We start from the raw sequence: 19,048 nt of genomic DNA, 5'->3' as shown, positions 1-19,048 counted from the left end.
CGGTGCAACCTCCAGGCTCCGTGCCGGTCGACGGTCGAGCGGCGCGTCCCAGTCTGGCGCGGACAAGCTGAAGCAGTGCTGAAGCGGGACGGTCCGGCGTGGACCCCCGTCTAGGCTGGGCGCATGGGTGATGAGGACCGCCGGAAGCGAGCCGCCGAGCAGGAGGCCCGGGCGCTGCGTGCGCTCGAGTCGATCAGGAACGGCGGCGATCTCGGCAAGGAGACCCTCGACCTCTCGAACGAGTACTCCGACGGACTGCGCACCCGCGTCGCAGCGTGGTTCCGTGGCGCGAAGCGCCGGAAGGACTGAGCGCCGTCAGTCCGCTTGCTCCGGGTGCACCGGGTAGTGGCTCGTGATCGAGACGCGGTTGAAGGCGTTGATGACGATCGCCAGCCAGCGGACCGCGGCGATCTGACCGTTCGTGAGCGTCGACAGGTCGTCGTCCGGCAGGCGTCGGCGGTGCTGCACGTCCGCGATGAGGGTGACGTCCTCGGTGATCGCGAGTGCGGCCTGCTCCACCGGGCTGAAGTACTCGCTGTCGCGCCAGGCGGACAGGATGGCGAGGCGCTCCGTGGTCTCGCCGAGCGCGATCGCATCGGCGACGTGGAGGCGCAGGCAGTACGCGCAACCGTTGATCTGCGAGGCGCGGATCCGGATCAGCTCGATGAGCCGCTTGTCGATGCCGGCGTCGAGTGCCGCGCGACCCGCGGCACGTCCGGTCTCCACGAGCGCCTGATAGACCTCGGGTGATTCCTTGTCGAGCCAGACGTCGGCGCTCATGGGGTTCCTCTCGTCGATCGGCGGGCGGTCCCGCGTGCACTGGTCCAACGCTAACGCGCGTGGCGGGAGGACGTCACCGTGGCGGGATGTCGCGACGCGAGACCGGGACCGTGGGTGCGTCGTCGTAGGGTCGCAGTTCCACCCGACGACTGCCGCAGGCGATGCACCGGAGGTAGCGCAGCGACCCCTCCGAGGTGGTGTGCGCCGACTCCGTCGCCCAGGCGTGGAGGCAGGCGTCGAGGGCGTTCGGTGACGGTTCGAAGGACTCCGGGGGTGCGTCGAGGAGGGTCATGACTCCACCATGATGTAATGGCGTTATGCATCTCAACCCTTACGGTTCCTACGCCGTCCTCCTGGCCGCGTCGCTGGCGAACGACTGGCCCGACGACCGGGACGGCATCGTCGCCCGCACCCGCGAGCACGGGATGACGATGCCCTTCGCCGAGGTCGCCCATGACCACGCCCGCGTCCGCCTGGTCGTCGACGACTGGCTGGCCGTCGTCGACGCGGCCGGCGATCAGGCCAGGGCGCACGCGCTCAACCGCCAGATGGCTTCTGCGGCCGCGTTCCCGCGGCTGACGGACCATGACGGCGAGGGGTGGCACCTGCACTACCGCGACGAGCACCAGGCGCTCCCCGAGGTCCTCGCCGCCGTGATCAGCGTCGGGACCGCCCTCCACCTGACGACGAGGGGGATGCAGCGTCTCGGTCGGTGTGCCGCGGGGACCGAGCCCGGCGACACGTGCCGCAGGGTCGTCGTCGACGTCACCCGCAACGGCCGTCAGCGCTACTGCTCGGTGCGGTGCGCCAACCGGTCGGGCGTCCGCAGACACCGCGCACGCGCGGGCGGCTCAGCCCGCTGATCGGGCGTCGGGCAACAGGAACCAGACGCTCGCTCCCCCCAGCCCCGACTCGTCGATCTCGATCCGGCCACCGTGCGCCTCGACGATGCGTCGGCAGGTCGAGAGGCCGATGCCGAGGCCGGCGACCTCGCTCCCCGCCGCGCGTTCCATGAGGTCGAAGACGCGCTCTCGCTGCTCCGGAGCGACACCGGGGCCGTTGTCCTCGACCGCGACCAGCACCCCGGCGGAGACCCGCTCGGCCTGCACCAGCACGTGCGGGACGACTCCGGCGGCCGCACTGAACTTCACGGCGTTCGCGATCAGGTTCTGCAGCAGGGCGCGCAGGAGCGTCTCGTCACCGTGCACCGCGAGGGAGGTGTCGACCTCGACGGTCGCGCCGGTCGAGGTGATGGTCGCGTCGAGGTCCTCGACCACCGATACCACGAGCGGCTCGAGCTCGATCGGGACGCGTCGCGGACGGGCGCCACCGATCCGGGCGAAGTCGAGCAGGTCGGTGATCATCGCCGCCATCCGGTCGGCGGCCGACTCGGCTCGCGCGAGCGCCTTCGCCGCGTGCGGCGCGTTCACCATCTCCGGGCTGTCGGTCGCAAGCTCGAGGAACCCGGAGACCGCCATGAGCGGGTTGCGCAGGTCGTGACTCACCTGGCCGGCGAACTGGGCGAGCTGCTCGTTGGACTGGCCGAGCTCGTGCGTGAGGCGGAGCAGCTCGAGGACGTCGACGACCTGCCTCGCGAGGAGGTCCAGGGCTCTGCCCTGTTCCGGGGACAGCTCTCGGACCCGGTCGTCGAAGATGCACAGGGTGCCGATCGGGACGCCGTCGGGGGTGATGAGCGGGCTCGACGCGTAGAAGCGGACGTTGGCGAGCTCACCGGTGACGAAGGGGTTCGCCGCGAAGCGAGGATCCTCACGAGCGTCCGAGACGATCGTCCGCACCTGCTGTTGGAACACGACCGCGCACATCGAGTCCTCGCGCGAGCAGCTCGCCGGTTCCAACCCGACCGCAGCGATCTGATGTTGGAACCGGTCGTCGATGATGTTGATCACGGCGGTCGGCACGTCGCACATGGTCGCGGCGAGATGGACGAGGCTCTCGAGGTCCGTCTCGGGCGGACGACCGACGACCTGGTACTCGGCGATCGCGGAGCGCCTCGTGATGTCCTCTGCGGTGATCACGCGCGCCCTTTCGTCGTCGGAATCCGGAACGTGTCCATGCTACCCATCCAGGGCACATGCACTGCCCTGGCTGTCGGATACGTCCGAGATGTGCCACTCGCCACCCGGACGGTCGACCGTCGCTCACACGAGCTGGAGGCGCCTCCAGGCGAGTTCGGCGAGCACCGCGGCCTGCAGGTCCAGGACACCGTCGTCGAACACCGCGCGTTCGGAATGCAGGGCGACGGAGCCCTCATCGGGGGCGGCACCGACGAAGACGAGCGTGCCGGGGACCTCGTCGAGGATGTAGGCGAAGTCCTCCGACGCCATCGACGGCACCTCCTGCCGGATGACCCGGTCTGGTCCCACGAGCGCGTCGAGCGTGCCGAGGACGAACCGCGTCTCCTCCGGGTCGTTGACGGTGACGGGATAGGACGCGATGAACGTCGAATCGAGGGTGCAGCCGTGCGCCTCGGCGATCGCGGTCAACAGCTCCGGCAGCTGCTCACGCACCGTCTCGAGCGTCGCCTTCGACAGCGTGCGGATGTTCGCCTCCAGGCTGACGGCCGAGGCGAGCACATTGCTGGCCTCCGAGTCGCTCCTCAGCCGAGTGACGGAGATGACCGCCTGGTCGGTGGCCGGAAGCCTCCGGGCCGCGAAGGTCTGCACGGCGAGGATGAGGTGCGCGGCGACCGGCACCGGGTCGACGGCGAGGTGCGGGAACGCCGCGTGACCGCCCGTCCCACGGACGGTGAGCTGCAACGCGTTGGCACTCGCCATCATCGCGCCCTTCCGCGTGACGAGCTGCCCGCGTGGGGTGCTGCAGTCGACGTGCAGCGCGTACGCCGCGACGGGTCGCTCTCCGGCGATGTCGAGCAGACCTTCCTCGAGCATGAGCCGCGCGCCGGCCTGCCCCTCCTCCCCGGGCTGGAACACGAACACGACCGTGCCGGCGAGGTCGGCGCGACGGGCGACGAGCAGGCGGACGGCACCGAGGAGACCCGCCATGTGGAGATCGTGCCCGCAGGCGTGCATGCCCCCGGACGTCGACGCGAACGGCAGCCCCGTCGCCTCGGTGACCGGTAGGCCGTCCATGTCGGCACGGAGCAGGACGGTCGGGCCCGGGAAACCACCCCGGAGGACGGCGACGACCGAGGAGAGTCCGGTCCCCGTCGTGATCTCCAGGCCGAGTCCCGCGAGTTCGCGCAGGATGACCCCCTGGGTCACGGGCAGGTCGAGGCCGATCTCGACGGCCTGGTGCAGTTCGCGCCGGACGGCCACGAGTTCGTCGCGCATCGCGGTCGCGTCCTCCTGGAAGCCGGTCATGAGCGGACCCCCTCGTCCTGCGGCGAGCGCCGGTACACCTGCTCGCCGCGGATCCAGGTCTCGGCGACCCGGACGGTGGCGATCTCGTCCGCGGGGACGGAGAAGACGTCGCGGTCGAGGACGGCGAAGCTGCCGTCGTATCCCGTGGCGATCCGTCCGACGCGGTCGAGCGGCGAGAGCAGGCCGGCGCGTCCCGTGTACAGCAGGAGCGCTTGGGCGACGCTGATGGCCTCCTCGGGGACGAAGTCGGCGCCGTTGTAGGCCTGGCGGCGGACGGCGGCCTCGACGGAGAGCATGACGTCGTCGGCGCCGCTCCAGGCGGTGGCCGGGCGGTCGGAGGAGAGCGCGAGCGGTCCGATGGTGCGGAACAACCGGGCGATCGGGTAGGCGTCGGGGACCTGTTCGGTGCGGAGGGCGAGCTCGTAGCCGTCGTATTCGGCGAAGAAGAACACGGTGTGGGTGGCGATCCCGAACGTCATGCGCGCGGAGCGGAGCCGTTCGGCGTACTCCTCGCTGATGATGGTCGCGTGTTCGATGCGGACGGACGGGATGCCGTCGAGCCAGGGCTCCTGGTCTTCGAAGAGGGTCGCGACGCGGTCGAGCGCGCGGTCACCCATGGCGTGCACCGCGAGTTGGACGCCGTTGCGGCGAGCCCAGGCGCCGGCTGCGAGGACGTCGTCGTCTTCGACGAGACGGAGTCCGTGGTCGCAGGATTCCGGATAGGGTTCGGCGACCCAGGCGGTGCGGTTCGAGTAGGCCCCGTCGAGGACGACCTTCACCCCGCCGATGCGGATCCGCCCCTCGCGATCGTCCGGGGTCAGCTCGGCGAGCGGTGCGGAGGGATCCCAGCCCGGGTAGAGGGCGACGCGGGTGCGGAGCCCCTTGGCGGCAGCGGCGCGGAAGGCGTCGAGGGGGTCGTGCAGTCGGTTGGACAGCAGGTCGCACACGGCGACGATCCCGCGCGAGGCCAGTTCCTCGCCGATCGCCACGAGCGACGCGATCTGCTCCTCGCGTTCCGGCACCGGGATGAACCTGGCGACCGCCTCGACCGCGGCGATCTCGGTGAGGACGCCGTTCGGTTCGCCGTCCGGTCCACGTTCGAACCGCGCACCGGCCGGGTCGGGCGTGGTGGCCGTGATGCCCGCGAGGCGGAGCGCCGCGGTGTTGCAGACGGCGGAATGGGCGTCGCAGCGCCAGACGAGGACGGGGCGTTCTGCGGACACCGCGTCGAGGTCGGCCGTGGTCGGCATCCGTCCCTCGGGGAACTTCGTGTCGTCGAACCCGCGGCCGAGCACCCAGGCGCTCGGCGCGGTCAGCGACGCCTGGTGCTCGCGCAGCCGCTCCACGAGGCCGTCGATCGAGACCACCGACGGCGGGAAGCACTCGGCGGCGACGGCGGTGGCGGCCATGAGCGCCGGGTGGGTGTGGCTGTCGATGAGGCCGGGGAGCACGGTACGCCCGCCGAGGTCGACCGATGGTTCGCCCTCGGCCGTCGACGCCTCCCCCACCCAGTCGAAGCGGCCGTCGACGATGCGGAACGCTGAGGCGAAGCCCGTCTCGTCCGTCCCGGTGAACACTCGGGCGTTCGTGAAGAGCTGTGAGCGCGTCGGCGTCGCTGTGGGGTGCGGTGTCACGGTGGGGGTCTCCGTCTCAGTCTCAGCTGCCATCAGATCGCGCGCCAGGTGAAGCGGCCGCCGAGCAGGGTCGCTGCGACCGGCATCGACCGCAGCTGCTCGGCGTCGGCGTGGAGCGGGTCGACGTCCGTGATGACGAGGTCGGCGGGTTGCCCCACCGCGATCGACGTCCGGACGCTCGCGGTCATCGCCACGTCCAGCGGAAGCCGTTGCTCGGGGTGCCAGGCGTCGCGTCCGTCGCGACTCCGGCTCGTCGCGGAGGCGATCGCCTGCCACGGGTCGAGTGGCGAGACCGGAGCGTCCGAGCCGAGCCGGAGGCCGACGCCAGCGCGGTGCAGGGATCCGAACGCGAAGGCACGACCCGTGCGGCCGCTCCAGTGGCGGTCGGCGACGTCCCGGTCGTCCATCGCGTGCTCGGGCTGCACGCTCGCGATGAGCCCGATGCTCGCGAACCGGGCGAAGTCCTGCTCGCGCACGAGCTGGGCGTGCTCGATGACGCCGCGCATCCCGAGCGATTCGAAGGTGTCGAGGACCTCGGTGTTGGCCCGGTCGCCGATCGCGTGGACGGCCGCCTCGATCCCGGCACCCCGCGCACACTCGAGCAGTCGACGGAGCTCCTCGACCGAGACGCTCTCGACACCGCAGGCGTGCGGGCTCGACGGGTCGACGCCCGGATACGGGTCCCAGCACCAGGCGGTCCTCGTGTTGAGTGAACCGTCGACGACGACTTTGAGTCGCCCCATGGTGAGGAGTCCGGCCGGGTCGATCGCATCGCCGGTGCGGCGTCCCGCCGCGATGACGGACTCCAGGCGGTCGGGCCACGCGGCGGCCTCGATCCGCAGGCTCGTCGCGCCGTTCGCGATCCGCTCGGTCCACTCACCGAGGTTGTCGGTGTTCTCGAACTCGACGACTCCGACGACACCGCGTCGGGCTGCCGCGTCGGCGGCGTCCCGGTAGGCGCGTGCGGCGAGCCCCGAGTGCTGGTCGATCCGCTGGAGTGCCTCGATCCACGGCGCTTCGGCGACCACACCACTCGCGTCGAGGTCCAAGCCGAGTCGTCGCGCGGCGCGCGTGTTCATCCAGGCACAGTGCAGGTCGCCGCTGACGAGGACGACGGGTACGTCCGATTCGGTGGCCTCCAGCGCGGCGAGCGTCGCCGGCTGCGTCCACAGGCCGTCGCGGAAGCCGTACCCCATGAGGAACCCGTCGGTGAGGGGTGCACCGGCGTCGACCGCGCGACGGACGGCCGCGAGGACGTCGGCGGCGCTGGCGGTGTCCGTCAGGTCGATCCGTCGCCGCTGGATCACCCACTGGGTCATATGGACGTGCGCGTCCCAGAGCCCCGGTCCGACCGTGCGTCCGGCGACGTCCACGACTTCGCCGGACGCCGGGGCCGTCCCGGCCGGTCCGATCTCGGCGATCCGGCCGTCGCGGACGATGATGTCGATCGGCTCGCCACCGGAGGGCCTTGCGTTCCGGAGCGTGAGGTCGGTCACGGTCACGGTGCGCGTGTCCCGTCGTCGGTGGTCGGTGCCGGTGTCCCTGTGTCGAGCCCGTGGAGGGCAGCCATGCGGGCGGCGAGGCTCGGGTTCCGGTACGGACCCGGCTCCCCGAGCGCTGCGATGACCCGGTCGACGACCTCCGCCGGTTTGTCCTGGCTCATCTTCTCCTTGGCCTCGAACCGGGTCACGCGCAGGCGGAATCCGACCGTGCCGTGGACGATGCGTGCCGCGTACTCGCTGTTGGCGATCGTCCCGTTCAAGAGGTACGGCTCGGGCAGCACGCGCTCGAAGTGGGCGACGAGGCGGTCGAGCACCTGCAGATTCTCCTCGTCCGAGAGCAGTTCGGGCACCCCGTACAGGTGGGCGACCGCGAAGTTCCAGGTCGGCACGGCCGGCGACGTGTCGTACCAGCTCGGCGAGACGTACCCCTGGGGGCCGTAGACGATCACCATGGCCTCATGCTGACCGAGCTCGTGCAGTCGCTCATCCGGTCGCCCGACGTGGCTGAGGAGCACGATCCCGTCCTCGTCCTCCTCGAGCAGGACCGGATAGTGAGATGAGACGAGCCCCCGACCGGGGACGAAGCTGACCACCGTCGCCCACGGGTGATCGCGCACCAGGGCGCGGACCGCTTCGACGTCCTCGAGCGCGTACTCGGTGGTGTGCCTCATCTGCCGCCTCCTGCGGTGCTCGGGGTGTCGACCGCGGACGCTGCGGCCGCCAAAGCCGTCGCCACGTTCGAGGGGGCTGCGACGCCCCGGACGCGCGCCAACCAGGCGGTCGTCGCGGCGAGGGCCCCGAGGTCGAGCCCGGTCTCGATCCCGAGCCCGTGGAGCATCCACACGAGGTCCTCGGTTGCGAGGTTACCGGTGGCGCCCTTCGCGTACGGGCAGCGACCCAGACCACCCACGGAGGAGTCGAACTCGGCGACGCCCAGCGAGAGCGCCGCGAACACGTTGGCGAGTCCCTGCCCGTAGGTGTCGTGCAGATGCAGCGCGACCGCTTCGACCGGGATCCCGGCGGCGAGCACGTCCCGGACGACCCGGGTCGTGAGCCCGGGCGTCCCGACCCCGATCGTGTCGCTGACGGCGACCGTCGAACACCCGGCGCGGTACAGCCGCACGGCGGCCTCGACGACCGTCGCCGGATCGACCGCACCCTCCCAGGGGTCCCCGAACGCCATCGACACGTAGCCGCGCACCGGCACGCCCTCCGCGGTCGCGGCGGCGACGACCTCCTCGGCCCGTTCGACGGCCCCCTCGCGCGAGGTGTTGAGGTTGGCCCTGGCGAACGACTCCGACGCGCTCACGACCACGGACACCTCCCGCACACCCGCGTCGATCGCCCGATGCAGGCCACGCAGGTTCGGCACGAGGCCGACCGCCCGGGCACCCGCCGGCACTTCAAGCCCTGCGACGAGCCGTTCCGCATCCGCGAACTGCGGGATCCAGGTGGCCGGCACGAAACTCGTCACCTCGAGATCCCGCGAGCCCGCCTCGTACAGGCGCCGACAGAGCTCCGCCTTCACCGCCGTGGGCAGGATGTCCGTCTCGGCCTGCAGCCCGTCGCGCGGCGCCACCTCGTACACGCGCACCCGCGTCGGGAGACCGTCGACCGGTTCCGTCCGGGGCTGCGGAAGGCCGCTCATGCCGACGTCGCCCGGAGCTCGTCGAGCACCTCGCGCGCGTACTCGACCCGGATCCGACGGTCGGCGACGATCCGCGCCGCGACCGCCCCGATCTCGTCCACGGTCGCGCCGGCACTCGCCGCGATCGTCCGGGCGTGGAGGGTCATGTGACCGCGCTGGATGCCCTCGGCGGCGAGTGCCCGACACGCAGCCAGGTTCTGGGCGAGGCCGACCGAGGCGATGACGGCCGCGAGTTCCCGGGCCGTCTCGACGCCGAGGAGGGTCACGCCCGCCTGCGCGGTCGGGTGTGCCTTCGTCGCTCCGCCGACGAGTCCGACGGCCAGTGGGACCTCGATCGTGCCGACGAGGTTCCCGTCGGCGTCCTGCTCGAACTGCGACAGCGCCGAGTAGCGACCGGACCGCGCGGCGTGGGAGTGGCAGCCGGCCTCGACCGCCCGGGTGTCGTTGCCCGTGGCGAGGACGACGGCCGTGATGCCGTTCATGATGCCCTTGTTGTGCGTGGCCGCCCTGTACGGGTCGGCCTCGGCGAACGCGCTCGCGGCGACGATGTCGGCGACGACCCGCGCGCCACCGAGGAGGTCGGCGTCGAAGACCGCCCTGGCACGGGTGATGCGCTGATCGGCCTTATTGGTGAGGATCCGCAGGAGCGTCCGCGATCCGGCGATCTCGGCGATGCGGGGCGCGATCGCCTCGGCCATCGTGTTCACGGCGTTCGCGCCCATGGCGTCGCGGACGTCGACGTGGAGGTGGACGATGACCTGCGTCCCCATCCGCGTCGGCAGGATCCGGACGTCGATGTCCCGGGCGCCACCGCCGAAGGAGACGAGGATCGGGTCGAGCTCGTTCGCGAGGGCGAGCAGTTCGTCGCGGGCTTCGAGGACGCGGAGCCGCGCGGCGTGCGGGTCGACGGCGTCGAGGATCTGGATCTGCGCGATCATGACGTCGCCCGACGACGACGTCCGGAACCCGCCGTGGATGCGCGCGATGCGGGCGGCGTTGGAGGCCGCGGCGACGACGCTCGGCTCTTCGGTCGCCATGGGGACGAGTCGGTCCTCGCCGTCGATGGTGAAGTTCGTCGCGACGCCCACCGGGACGGCGATGACGCCGACGACGTTCTCGACGAGGTGGTCCGCCTGGGCGATCGACAGGCCGGCGTCGGGTCGCAGTGCGGCGAGCGCCGCTGCCTCGATACCGGCCCCCTCGGCGACGAGGTCGAGCCGCTCGTCCGGCGTGTGGTCGCGCAGCCCCTGGATTCGGCTGTTTCTCGGCATGGGTCGCCCTTCGGTACAGGCAGACACCGGATCCTCGGTGCTGCGGTCAAGACGACCCTAGGAGCGGTGATCGTCGACGACGATGGGCGGATGACTCAGCGGATCGGCGATCGTGTGGGTGGAACCCACACCCCGCTGGAACGGCCACCGCTTTAGACTCCTGAGGGACCAGTCAGGAGACCCGATGCGAGAGCCTGCCGACGTGCGAACGGCCACCGACCTCGTCGACGCCGAACCCGTCCACGACACCGAGCGGGAGCTGATCCGGCTGCGACGCCGCGAGCACGAGCTCTCAGCCCTGTTCTCGAGCGCCCGCGAACTGGCCGAGCTCCGCGACAGCGACGCCGTGCTCGCCAGGCTCGTCCAGCGCGCCCACCAGATGATGGGCGTCGATCTGGCCTACCTGTCCGAGTTCGACCCGGTCACCCACGAGTTGCGGGTCCGCGAGACGAGTGGCTCCGTCAGCCCGTCGTTCCAGTCGCTCCGGGTGCCTCCCGGGCGCGGACTCGCGAGCGTCGTCGTCGAATCGCGCACGGCCCAGTGGGTCGCGGACTACTCCGACTACTCGACCGACCGACACGAGCGCGGCATCGACGACGCGGTCGCAGCGGAGGGGCTCGTCTCGCTGCTCGGCGTGCCGATGCTCACGAGCGACGACGTCCTCGGCGTCCTCTTCGTCGGCAACCGCGACCGGAAGGACTTCTCCCCCGACGAGGTCGCGCTCCTGGCGGCGCTCGCGGACCATGCCTCGGTGATCCTCCAGACGACGCAGACCCTCCGCGACCTGCAGGACTCCGAGGACGCCAGCCGGCGGAACCTCGCGGACCTCACCGCCCACCTCGTCGAACGCGATCGGGCGAACACCGTCCACCAGGAACTCGTCCAGGCGGTCCTCGCCGGGGGCGGATTCGCACCCGTCGCGGAGACGCTCGCCACCGCACTCGGCCGTGCGGTCGCCGTGACCGACGCGCAGGACCGGGTGATCGCGGCAGCCGGTCTCCCGCTCTCCCCCGGCATGCTCGACCTCGACGACGTCACCCGTGCGGCCATCGCCGACAGCCGTCGCTCGGGCCACTGCGTCCTGGTCGCGAGCGCCGGTGTCGGAGCGGTCGCCGCCCTGTCCGCCGGCAGCCAGCACTTCGGTGCCCTCATCCTCGGCGACGGCGACTTCGAGCTCGGCGCAGTGGACCTCCGCACCGTCGAACGCGCGGCACAGGTCGCGGCCCTCCTCGAGCTGCAGCAGGAGGCGGCCTCGGGCGCCGACCACCGCGTCCGCAGTGAACTCATCGCCGACCTCCTCGACGACGTGCCCGAACGCCGATCCGACGTCGAACGACGCGCCAGACGCCTCGGCATCGATCTGCACGAACTCGACTCCCTGCTCCTCCTCGCCGTCCCCGGAGACCAGCAGACCACCGCCGCCCGGGCGCTCAGCCGCCGACTCGACGATCACGCGCTCGTCGGCGAGTACCGCGGGTACGTCGTCGCCGCCCATTCCTCCGACCGCCGCCCTCTGGACGCCGACGCCGTCCGCAGACACATCGCCGGCAGCATCCAGCAACCCGTCGTCGCCGTCGTCCCCCGCACCGCCCCCGACGCCCTCACCTCGGCGTTCACCAGCGCGATGCGTACCGCCAGACTCATCGCCGCGCTGGAGCTCTCGGACCTCACCGCATCGACCGACGACTTCCTGCCCTACTCGGCGATCTTCGACACCGATGCGCGGGCGCTCGCCGACTTCCTGCGCGACACCATTGGACTCGTCCGGCGCTACGACGCGGAGCGGAACGCCGACCTGCTCGGGACGCTGCGTGCGTTCGTGCGGAACAACGCGAGCCCGACCCGCACGGCGCGCGCCCTGAACTTCCACACGAACACCATCCTGCAGCGGCTCGACCGGCTGGACCAGGTGCTCGGAGCGTCCTGGCGCGAGGACGAGCGCATGTTCCGGCTCGGCATCGCCGTCCGCCTCGACGAGCTCCGCGAGCAGTTGCAGTCCGGACGGTAGGCGAGGTCGCCGGTTCAGCGGTCCGTGTCCATGGAGAAGGCCTCCTCGCCCGATTGCGGGAACGGGTTCCCCGTCGGCGTGCCGAAGACGAGGATCATCTCGGCCACAGCGTCGGACTCGTTGCGGACACCGTGGACGAGCCCGGCCGGCGCGTAGAACGCGTCGCCGGATCGCAACAGCCTCCGGTGCTCACCCGAGGTCACGACGAGTTCGCCCGCGGTGACGACGTACAGTTCGTCGGAGCTGTTCGGCGAACAACTCGCGTCGTCCCCCGCCAGGTGGAGGTGTTCGCCCTCGGCCGCCCCGGGCTCGAGGCGGTATCGCATGACCGACGACGGAAGCGCCGTGGTCTGCTGGAAGTACCACTCCAACTCGATCCGACCAGGTCCTTCGTACAGCGCCACCTCATGGGCGTTGTCGCCGAGTCGTTGCACGCGCATCCGGTTCCTCCTCGTGGTCGTCGGCCGCTCGGTGGTGGGATCAGGTCCGGTAGAGGACGGGCATCGACTCGAGGAGTTCGCGCGTGTAGGCGTCCTGAGGCCGGGTCATGACCTGCTCCCCCGTCCCCTCCTCCACGACGCGACCGTTGCGCATCACCGCCACCCGATGCGCGACGTGATGGACGACCGCGAGGTTGTGGGTGATGAAGAGGTAGGTCACACCCGTCTCCTCCTGGAGCCGGACGAGCAGGTTGAGCACCTGAGCCTGGACGGAGACGTCGAGGGCGGAGGTCGGCTCGTCCAGGACGACGAACTCCGGTTTCGCCGCCATGGCCCGGGCGATCGCGATGCGCTGCCGTTGGCCGCCGGAGAACTCGTGCGGGAACCGTCCCGCGGCGTCCCCGGGCAGCCCCACCTGGTGGAGCGATTCGACGACCCGGGCTCGACGCGCGGCCGCGCCCATCCCCGCAGCGACGAGCGGTTCGGCGATCGAACGTGCCACCGTGAAGCGCGGGTCGAGGGAGTCGTTGGGGTCCTGGAACACCATCTGCACCCGCCGCCGGTGCGTCCGCAGCGCCGACCCGCGGAGCCGCGAGACGTCGCCGCCGTCGAACTCGATGCGGCCCGAGCTCGGTCGCCGCATCAGGAGGATCGCCCGGGCGAGGGTGCTCTTCCCGGAGCCGGATTCCCCGACGAGTCCGAGCGTCTCGCCCCGGCGCACCTCGAGCGACACGTCGTCGAGCGCGAGCGTCGCGTGCTCACCGTGACCGAACCGTTGCGTGATGCCGTCGACGCGGAGCAGGGTGTCGCTCATCGGACCTCCTCCAGGACCGCCGGCGCCTCGTCGAAGTCGTTGTCGACGGGGATGACCGCCAACGGCGACCGCACCGGGACCGAGGGCCGCGGGATGCTCTCGAGCAGCGCCCGGGTGTACGGATGCTGCGGGTCGGCGAGGACCCGCTCGGCGCGTCCGGTCTCGACGATCCGCCCGCGGTACATCACGGCGACCCGCTCGCAGAGCTGCCCGATGACGCCGAGGTCGTGGCTGATGAACAGCACGCCCATCCCCGTCTCGTCGCGCAGGGTCCGCAACAGCTCCAGGATCTGCGCCTGCACCGTCACGTCGAGCGCGGTCGTCGGCTCGTCCGCGACGAGCAGGGTCGGTCCGGCGGCCACCGCGATGGCGATCACGACTCGCTGGCGTTGACCGCCGGACAGCTGGTGGGGGTAGTAGCCGAGCCGGCGTTCCGCGTCGGGCATCCGCACGAGGTGGAGGATCTCCAACGCCCGCGCCCGGGCCTGCCGTCTGTCGGCGATCCCGTGGATGCGGAGGACCTCGGCGATCTGCGCCCCGATCCGCATGCACGGGTTGAGGGCGGACATCGGCTCCTGGAACACCATCGAGGCGCGCGCACCGCGGAGCCCCGACCAGTCCCGTTCCGTGGCGCCCTGCATGTCGGTCCCCGCGACGTCGAGGCGGGACGCCGTGACCGTCGCCGAGTCCGGCAGCAGTCCCATCATCGCGAGGGCGATGCTGGACTTCCCGCTGCCGGACTCGCCGATCACCCCGACGATCTCCCCGGGCCCGACGCGCAGGGACACGTCCTGCACCGACGGCGCCGCGCCACCGTAGGCGATGCTCAACCCCTCCACGTGGAGGGCGTCGACGTCTCGATCCATGGGTCAGACCAGCTTTCGCTCGGGTGGTGCGGGTGGGGTGGACGGGGTGGGTGTCATGGAGGACGTGACTACTGGCTCAACCACGCCTCGTCGAGCCGGTACCGGGAGTAGTACGCGTCACTCTGGTAGTCGCGCAGCTTGGCGCTGTCCCAGACCTCGAAGTAGACCGGGACGGCCACCGGCACGATCTCGAGCACCTGCTCGGCCGCTTCTTCGGCCAGCTGGTCGACGAGCTTCGCGTACTCGGCCGGATCCGACGCGCTCTTCGCCTGCTGGAACAGCTCTCGAGCCGCGTCCGCCTCCGGGTTGCCCTCCCAGTGGTTGTAGACACCGCCGTCGACGAGCACGGGGTCGTAGTAGAACAGCGATGCAGCGCGAGGGCTGCCCGGGATGGCGACGAGGTCGGTCCAGCTCTCACCGGTCGTGAAGACCGGGGCGATCTCCGACAGGGGCTTCGCGTCGAGCTTCAGGGTGATCCCCGCTTCGGCGAGCTGCTGCTGCATCATCTCGTAGACGGGGTGGTGCGACTGCGCGACGTCGCCCATGTAGCTGAGCGTGATGGTCGGGTTCGGCTGGCCGGCGTCCGCGAGGAGTTCCTTCGCGCGGCTGACGTCGCGCTCGTAGTACGGCAGACCCGCCGGGTCGAGCGCACCCGGATCTCCGGCCGGCGGTACGAACGACAGCGCGGCGTATCCGAGCATCGCGGTGTCGACGAGCGCCTGTCGGTCGAGGGACAGCGCGACGGCCCGACGGACGTCGATGTCGGCGAGCGGCCCGGTCTCCGGGTTGATGTAGATCGCGAGGTTCTGGCGGTAGGACGCCTCCCCGAGCGTGAAGCCCGCCTGGACCGCCTGGTCGGCGAGGCTCCCGTCCGTGAAGTACGCGGCCTGGATGCTGCCCTGCTGCAGCGCGGCGAGGCGTGCGGACTCGTCGGGGATGAAGTCGAAGACGATCTCGTCGAGGTACGGTTTCGTGTCCTGCCAGGCATTCTCGTTCTTCGCCATCGTGACGCTGACGCCGTCGCTCCAGTCGGTCACCTGGAACGCGCCGGTCCCGAAGGTGGTCCGCTGCCGCTCGTCCGGGGTCGCCGCGCCATAGCCCTCCTCGCTCACGATGAAGAACGTCTGGCGCGCGGAGACCGCGTCCACGAAGGTGCCGTCCGGCGCGCTGAACCGGAACGTGACCTCGGTCTCACCGGTCTTCTCGATGCTCGAGACGTTCGCGAGGTAGGTGCTCGCCGAGGTGGTGGCCTCCTTCATGAGGTTGAAGGAGTAGACGACGTCGTCGGCGCTGAACGCGCTGCCGTCGGCGAAGGTGACGTCGTCGCGCAGCTCGAAGACCCAGGTGAGCTCGTCCGGTTGCGACCACTCGGTGGCGAGCGCCGGGATGACCTCGCCGTCGTCGTCCTTCGCGAGCAGCGTGTCGTACGCGACGGCGTTGATGACCTCGGCGGCGATCGCGCTCGCGGCCATCGGGTCGAGACCGCCGGCCGACGGCTCGGCCGGGACGCCCCAATGCAGGGTGCCACCGGCGACCGGGTCGCCGCCCGCGTCGGCCGTGGATCCGCCGGGCGCACAGCCGCTGAGCGCGAGGGACGCCGCCACGATGGCGACCGTCCCCGCGAGGATGCGTGTCTTCATTGCTGCCTCTTCTCTGGAGCGTCGTCCGTGGACGCCGCGTCGATGATGGTGCGGGATGACGTGCCGTGGTGCGCCGCTGCCGCTCCCCGACGCCCGCGCGGGCGGCCGAGCGAGAACGCGGGCTCCCGCCTCGGGGCGAAGTGGTCCTGGAGCCCGTCGGCGAGGAGGTTCCAGGCCGCCGAGAGCAGGATGATCACGAGGGAGGGCAGGACGATGAGGAGTGGCTGCACCTGCATGAAGCGCGTGAACTCGCTGATCATGCGGCCGGCCGAGGGTTCGGGCGCCTGGACGCCCTGACCGAGGTAGCTGAGCGCGGCTTCGATGAGGACCACCTGCGAGGCGACGGACGCGAACTGCACGAACAGTGGCGTCAGGACGTTCGGCAGCAGGTGCTCGACGATCACCCGATGTCCACGCACGCCACTGAGCGTCGCTGCGAGGACGAAGTCCCGTTCGCGCAGGGCGATGACCGGGGCCCGCATGACGCGGGCGAAGCCCGGAGCGAACACGAGGCCGAGGGCGATGATGAGCGGCCACGGCCCAGTGCCGATGACGACCCCGACGACGAGCGCGACGAGGATCGCCGGCAGCGCGAGCGCCGCGTCCACGATCCGCATGATGATCGCGTCGACCCAGCCGCCCAGGTACCCGGCCACCAGTCCCAGGGCCGTACCGATGACGGCACCGAGCAGGGCGGCGGCGCCCGAGATGAGCAGACTCGTCCGGGCGGCGAGCGCCAGGCGGGTGAGGTTGTCGCGGCCGAGGTTGTCGGTGCCGAGCAGGTGGTCGAGGCTCGGCGCGGCGAGCGCCGGTCCGGAGGCGGCGAACGGGTCGTAGGGCGGCGAGAGGGTCATCCATCCGGCCAGGAGCAGGATGCCGACGAGGATGCCGGAGCCGCTCCAGAAGGCGGGACCGAACCCGTTGCGACGGCGGCGGCCGTCGATCTTCGCGAGCGCGATGGCGCGGGTGACCGTCATGACGTGTGGACCCTCACTCGTGGGTCGATCAGGGGGTAGATCAGATCGACGATGAAGTTGATGAGCACGTAGACCGCGCCGATGAGGAGCACGGTCGCCTGGATGATCGGGTAGTCGGACGAACGGATGCCGGTGAGGAGCAACGAGCCTATCCCCGGGAGCGCGAACACGGTCTCGATCACGACCGTTCCACCGACGAGCGCGGCGAGTTCGATCCCGATCACGGTCGTGACGGGGATGAGGGCGTTGCGCAGCGCGTGCCGCCCGACCAGTCGGGACGGTGACGCCCCCTTGGCTCGCGCCGTGCGGACGAAGTCCTGCCCGAGCGTGTCGAGCAGGGTGCCGCGGGTGTACCTCGCGACGATCGCCGCGAGGACGAGACCGATGAGGAGCGCCGGCAGGATGAGCACGCCGACGAGTCGCAGCGGATCCCCGCTCGCCCCCGCGGTACCCACGAGCGGCAGGCGCAGGGTGAGTGAGTTCACGAGGATGAGGACGGTGCCGAGCACGAACGGCGGGGTCGCGAGGAGCACGAAGGACAGCCCGCGCACCGCGTTGTCGGGGGCCCGACGCCACCGGGTCGCTGCGAGGACGCCGGCCGGGATGCCGAGCACCGTTCCGAACAGGGTCGCCATGACGGCGAGGGTGAGGCTGAGCGGGAGCCGCTGGGCGATGAGGTTGGACACCTCGTTGGGGACGGTGATGGCTCGCCCGAAGTCCCCCTGGAGGACGCCGAGCAGCCACGCGAAGTACTGCGTCAGCCAGGGTCGGTCGAGGCCGAGTTCCGTGCGGAGGGCGTCCAGCGCGGCCGGGTCGGGGTTCGAGGGGTCCGCGAACGCCGACAGCGGGTCGCCCGGGATCACCCGGACCATCGAGAAGACGAGGACGGACAGGACGAACAGGACGAAGAGCGACGACAGGACCCGGGAGACGATGTATCGCGCCATGGGATCAGCTCGCGGAGGTCGGCATCGGTGAGACGCGGTCGGCGCTGCGAGCGTGGGACGGGGCGAAGCTCGCGATGTCGTCGCTCGTCTCCCCGTCGAGCGCGAGCTCCGCGAGGATGCGTCCGAACGCGGGCGTGAACTTGAAGCCGTGACCGGCGGCGAGGGCGACGATGACGTCCGGGTGCTCCTCGAGCGGGCCGAGGACGAAGTTCCGGTCCGGGGTGAGCGCGTACTGGCAGGTCACCGTGCGGAGCTCGGGGCCCGACGCCGGCACGAGGTCCGCCATGAAGTCGGCCAGTTGCCCGGTGAGCTCCGGCGACGGGACGAAGGTCCGTTCCGCCGGTGACATCCGGTTCTCCGACACGTCTCGTGCGGCCTTGACGGTCGGTTCCCCGAAGGTCGGGAAGCCGTAGTAACACTCCTCGTCCTCCCAGATCCACACCGGGAACCGCTCGCGATCGAGATGCTCGGCGTCGCCCGGTCGGAAGTAGGTGACCTGCTCCTGCATGACGTCGAGCGGGATCGCCGCGCCGAGGGGTTCGAGTAGCTCGTTGGCCCAGGCGTCCGCGGCCAGGACGACCTTGCGGGCACGCACCGGACCGCTGGAGGTCTGCACCACGACGCCGGATCCATCAGGGGTCAGCGCGTCGACCCGGGTGCGGTCGCGGATGTCCGCACCCAGCGCCCGAGCACGGAGCTGCAGCGTCGCGACGGTTCGCGCCGCGTGGGCGATGCCGGTGTCGGCGGTGTAGACCGTCTCGACGTTCTCGGGGACCCGGAACTGCGGCCATCGCGCCTGCACCTCGGCCGGCGTCAGCAATTCGTGCGGAACCTCGCACTCCTCGAGCGCGGCGGTGAAGTCTGACGCGGAGTATGGTCCGTCCACCGGCAGGAAGATGACGCCGCCGGTGATGGTGAGCAACCGTTCGCCAGACTCCTGCTCGAGGTCAGCCCAGTCGCGGTACGCCGACTGCGCGAGTCGCACGTACTGCGGTGCGCCGTACGACGTCCGGACGATCCGCGAGGTGTCGTGCGACGCGCCGCGGACGTGCCCGAGTTCGAACTGCTCGAAGGCGACGACCTTCGCGCCCCGACGGGCGAGGTGGTAGGCGGCGGCACTGCCGAGAGCTCCCATGCCGACAACCGCGACGTCGAACGATTCCATCCGGTGGTGCTCCCT

Annotated in this window: 19 protein-coding genes; 3 read left to right on the top strand and 16 right to left on the bottom strand. The window is 70.9% G+C overall.

Going from position 1 to position 19,048, the window contains the following annotated elements; translation table 11 throughout:
• Positions 1–123: 123 nt before the first annotated feature.
• A complete protein-coding gene (locus tag QRN19_RS11680) occupies positions 124–309 on the top strand; it encodes a hypothetical protein (protein ID WP_192017873.1) in 186 nt (61 codons plus the stop codon).
• 6 nt (positions 310–315) lie between these two features.
• Here the strand turns inward: QRN19_RS11680 and QRN19_RS11675 are convergent, their stop codons facing one another.
• Both QRN19_RS11675 and QRN19_RS11670 read right to left on the bottom strand, forming a co-directional pair.
• Positions 316–780 carry a carboxymuconolactone decarboxylase family protein gene (locus tag QRN19_RS11675; protein ID WP_079706065.1) on the bottom strand — a complete coding sequence of 155 codons (465 nt, stop codon included), beginning with the start codon at positions 778–780 and terminating at the stop codon, positions 316–318.
• 73 nt (positions 781–853) lie between these two features.
• A complete protein-coding gene (locus QRN19_RS11670; RefSeq protein ID WP_285027128.1) occupies positions 854–1,072 on the bottom strand; it encodes a hypothetical protein in 219 nt (72 codons plus the stop codon).
• 25 nt (positions 1,073–1,097) lie between these two features.
• Here QRN19_RS11670 and QRN19_RS11665 point away from each other — a divergent pair, with 25 nt between their 5' ends.
• Positions 1,098–1,643, top strand: coding sequence for a CGNR zinc finger domain-containing protein (locus QRN19_RS11665; protein ID WP_285027127.1), 546 nt, complete (start codon positions 1,098–1,100; stop codon positions 1,641–1,643).
• On the opposite strand, the gene QRN19_RS11660 is transcribed toward QRN19_RS11665, so the two are convergent.
• The 7 genes from QRN19_RS11660 to QRN19_RS11630 form a co-directional block, all read right to left on the bottom strand.
• A complete protein-coding gene (locus QRN19_RS11660) occupies positions 1,632–2,816 on the bottom strand; it encodes a sensor histidine kinase (protein ID WP_285027126.1) in 1,185 nt (394 codons plus the stop codon). The two genes, QRN19_RS11665 and QRN19_RS11660, sit on opposite strands and share 12 nt — an antisense overlap.
• A gap of 123 nt (positions 2,817–2,939) precedes the next feature.
• A complete protein-coding gene (locus QRN19_RS11655; RefSeq protein ID WP_285027125.1) occupies positions 2,940–4,121 on the bottom strand; it encodes a M20 metallopeptidase family protein in 1,182 nt (393 codons plus the stop codon).
• Positions 4,118–5,788, bottom strand: a complete 1,671-nt coding sequence (locus QRN19_RS11650) for an amidohydrolase (protein WP_285027124.1) — start codon at positions 5,786–5,788, stop codon at positions 4,118–4,120. Before QRN19_RS11650 ends, QRN19_RS11655 begins: the two co-directional genes overlap by 4 nt.
• The gene (locus tag QRN19_RS11645; protein ID WP_285027123.1) at positions 5,788–7,257 is read right to left on the bottom strand and encodes an amidohydrolase; all 1,470 of its coding nucleotides are present in this window, start codon (positions 7,255–7,257) and stop codon (positions 5,788–5,790) included. The genes QRN19_RS11650 and QRN19_RS11645 overlap by 1 nt, the downstream gene beginning before the upstream one ends.
• Positions 7,254–7,928 carry an FMN-binding negative transcriptional regulator gene (locus tag QRN19_RS11640; protein ID WP_285027122.1) on the bottom strand — a complete coding sequence of 225 codons (675 nt, stop codon included), beginning with the start codon at positions 7,926–7,928 and terminating at the stop codon, positions 7,254–7,256. Before QRN19_RS11640 ends, QRN19_RS11645 begins: the two co-directional genes overlap by 4 nt.
• Positions 7,925–8,905 (bottom strand): hydroxymethylglutaryl-CoA lyase, encoded by a 981-nt coding sequence (locus QRN19_RS11635; RefSeq protein WP_285027121.1) that lies wholly within the window; start codon positions 8,903–8,905, stop codon positions 7,925–7,927. The genes QRN19_RS11640 and QRN19_RS11635 overlap by 4 nt, the downstream gene beginning before the upstream one ends.
• Complete coding sequence (locus QRN19_RS11630; protein WP_285027120.1) at positions 8,902–10,176, bottom strand: hydroxymethylglutaryl-CoA reductase, degradative; 1,275 nt, start codon at positions 10,174–10,176, stop codon at positions 8,902–8,904. Before QRN19_RS11630 ends, QRN19_RS11635 begins: the two co-directional genes overlap by 4 nt.
• A 202-nt stretch (positions 10,177–10,378) precedes the next feature.
• Here QRN19_RS11630 and QRN19_RS11625 point away from each other — a divergent pair, with 202 nt between their 5' ends.
• Complete coding sequence (locus tag QRN19_RS11625) at positions 10,379–12,184, top strand: GAF domain-containing protein (protein WP_285027119.1); 1,806 nt, start codon at positions 10,379–10,381, stop codon at positions 12,182–12,184.
• Positions 12,185–12,198: 14 nt separating this feature from the next.
• Here the strand turns inward: QRN19_RS11625 and QRN19_RS11620 are convergent, their stop codons facing one another.
• From QRN19_RS11620 to solA, 7 genes are all read right to left on the bottom strand, one after another.
• The gene (locus QRN19_RS11620) at positions 12,199–12,624 is read right to left on the bottom strand and encodes a cupin domain-containing protein (protein ID WP_285027118.1); all 426 of its coding nucleotides are present in this window, start codon (positions 12,622–12,624) and stop codon (positions 12,199–12,201) included.
• Positions 12,625–12,664: 40 nt separating this feature from the next.
• Positions 12,665–13,438, bottom strand: coding sequence for an ABC transporter ATP-binding protein (locus QRN19_RS11615; RefSeq protein ID WP_285027117.1), 774 nt, complete (start codon positions 13,436–13,438; stop codon positions 12,665–12,667).
• Positions 13,435–14,304 (bottom strand): ABC transporter ATP-binding protein, encoded by an 870-nt coding sequence (locus tag QRN19_RS11610; RefSeq protein WP_285027116.1) that lies wholly within the window; start codon positions 14,302–14,304, stop codon positions 13,435–13,437. The genes QRN19_RS11615 and QRN19_RS11610 overlap by 4 nt, the downstream gene beginning before the upstream one ends.
• Positions 14,305–14,372: 68 nt before the next feature.
• Positions 14,373–15,944: an ABC transporter substrate-binding protein gene (locus QRN19_RS11605; protein ID WP_285027115.1), complete on the bottom strand. Its 1,572-nt coding sequence runs from the start codon at positions 15,942–15,944 to the stop codon at positions 14,373–14,375.
• Entirely contained in the window at positions 15,941–16,921 is a 981-nt protein-coding gene (locus QRN19_RS11600) for an ABC transporter permease (protein WP_285027114.1), read from the bottom strand. Before QRN19_RS11600 ends, QRN19_RS11605 begins: the two co-directional genes overlap by 4 nt.
• Entirely contained in the window at positions 16,918–17,868 is a 951-nt protein-coding gene (locus QRN19_RS11595; protein ID WP_285027113.1) for an ABC transporter permease, read from the bottom strand. The genes QRN19_RS11600 and QRN19_RS11595 overlap by 4 nt, the downstream gene beginning before the upstream one ends.
• Before the next feature lie 4 nt (positions 17,869–17,872).
• Positions 17,873–19,033, bottom strand: coding sequence for an N-methyl-L-tryptophan oxidase (gene solA, locus QRN19_RS11590; RefSeq protein WP_285027112.1), 1,161 nt, complete (start codon positions 19,031–19,033; stop codon positions 17,873–17,875).
• Positions 19,034–19,048 lie beyond the last annotated feature (15 nt).

The sequence above is a fragment of the Plantibacter sp. ME-Dv--P-122b genome (genome assembly GCF_030209375.1).
Taxonomy (GTDB): Bacteria; Actinomycetota; Actinomycetes; order Actinomycetales; family Microbacteriaceae; genus Plantibacter.
Note: the sequence above shows the minus strand (reverse complement) of the source record. Positions and strands in the feature narration are given on the sequence as shown.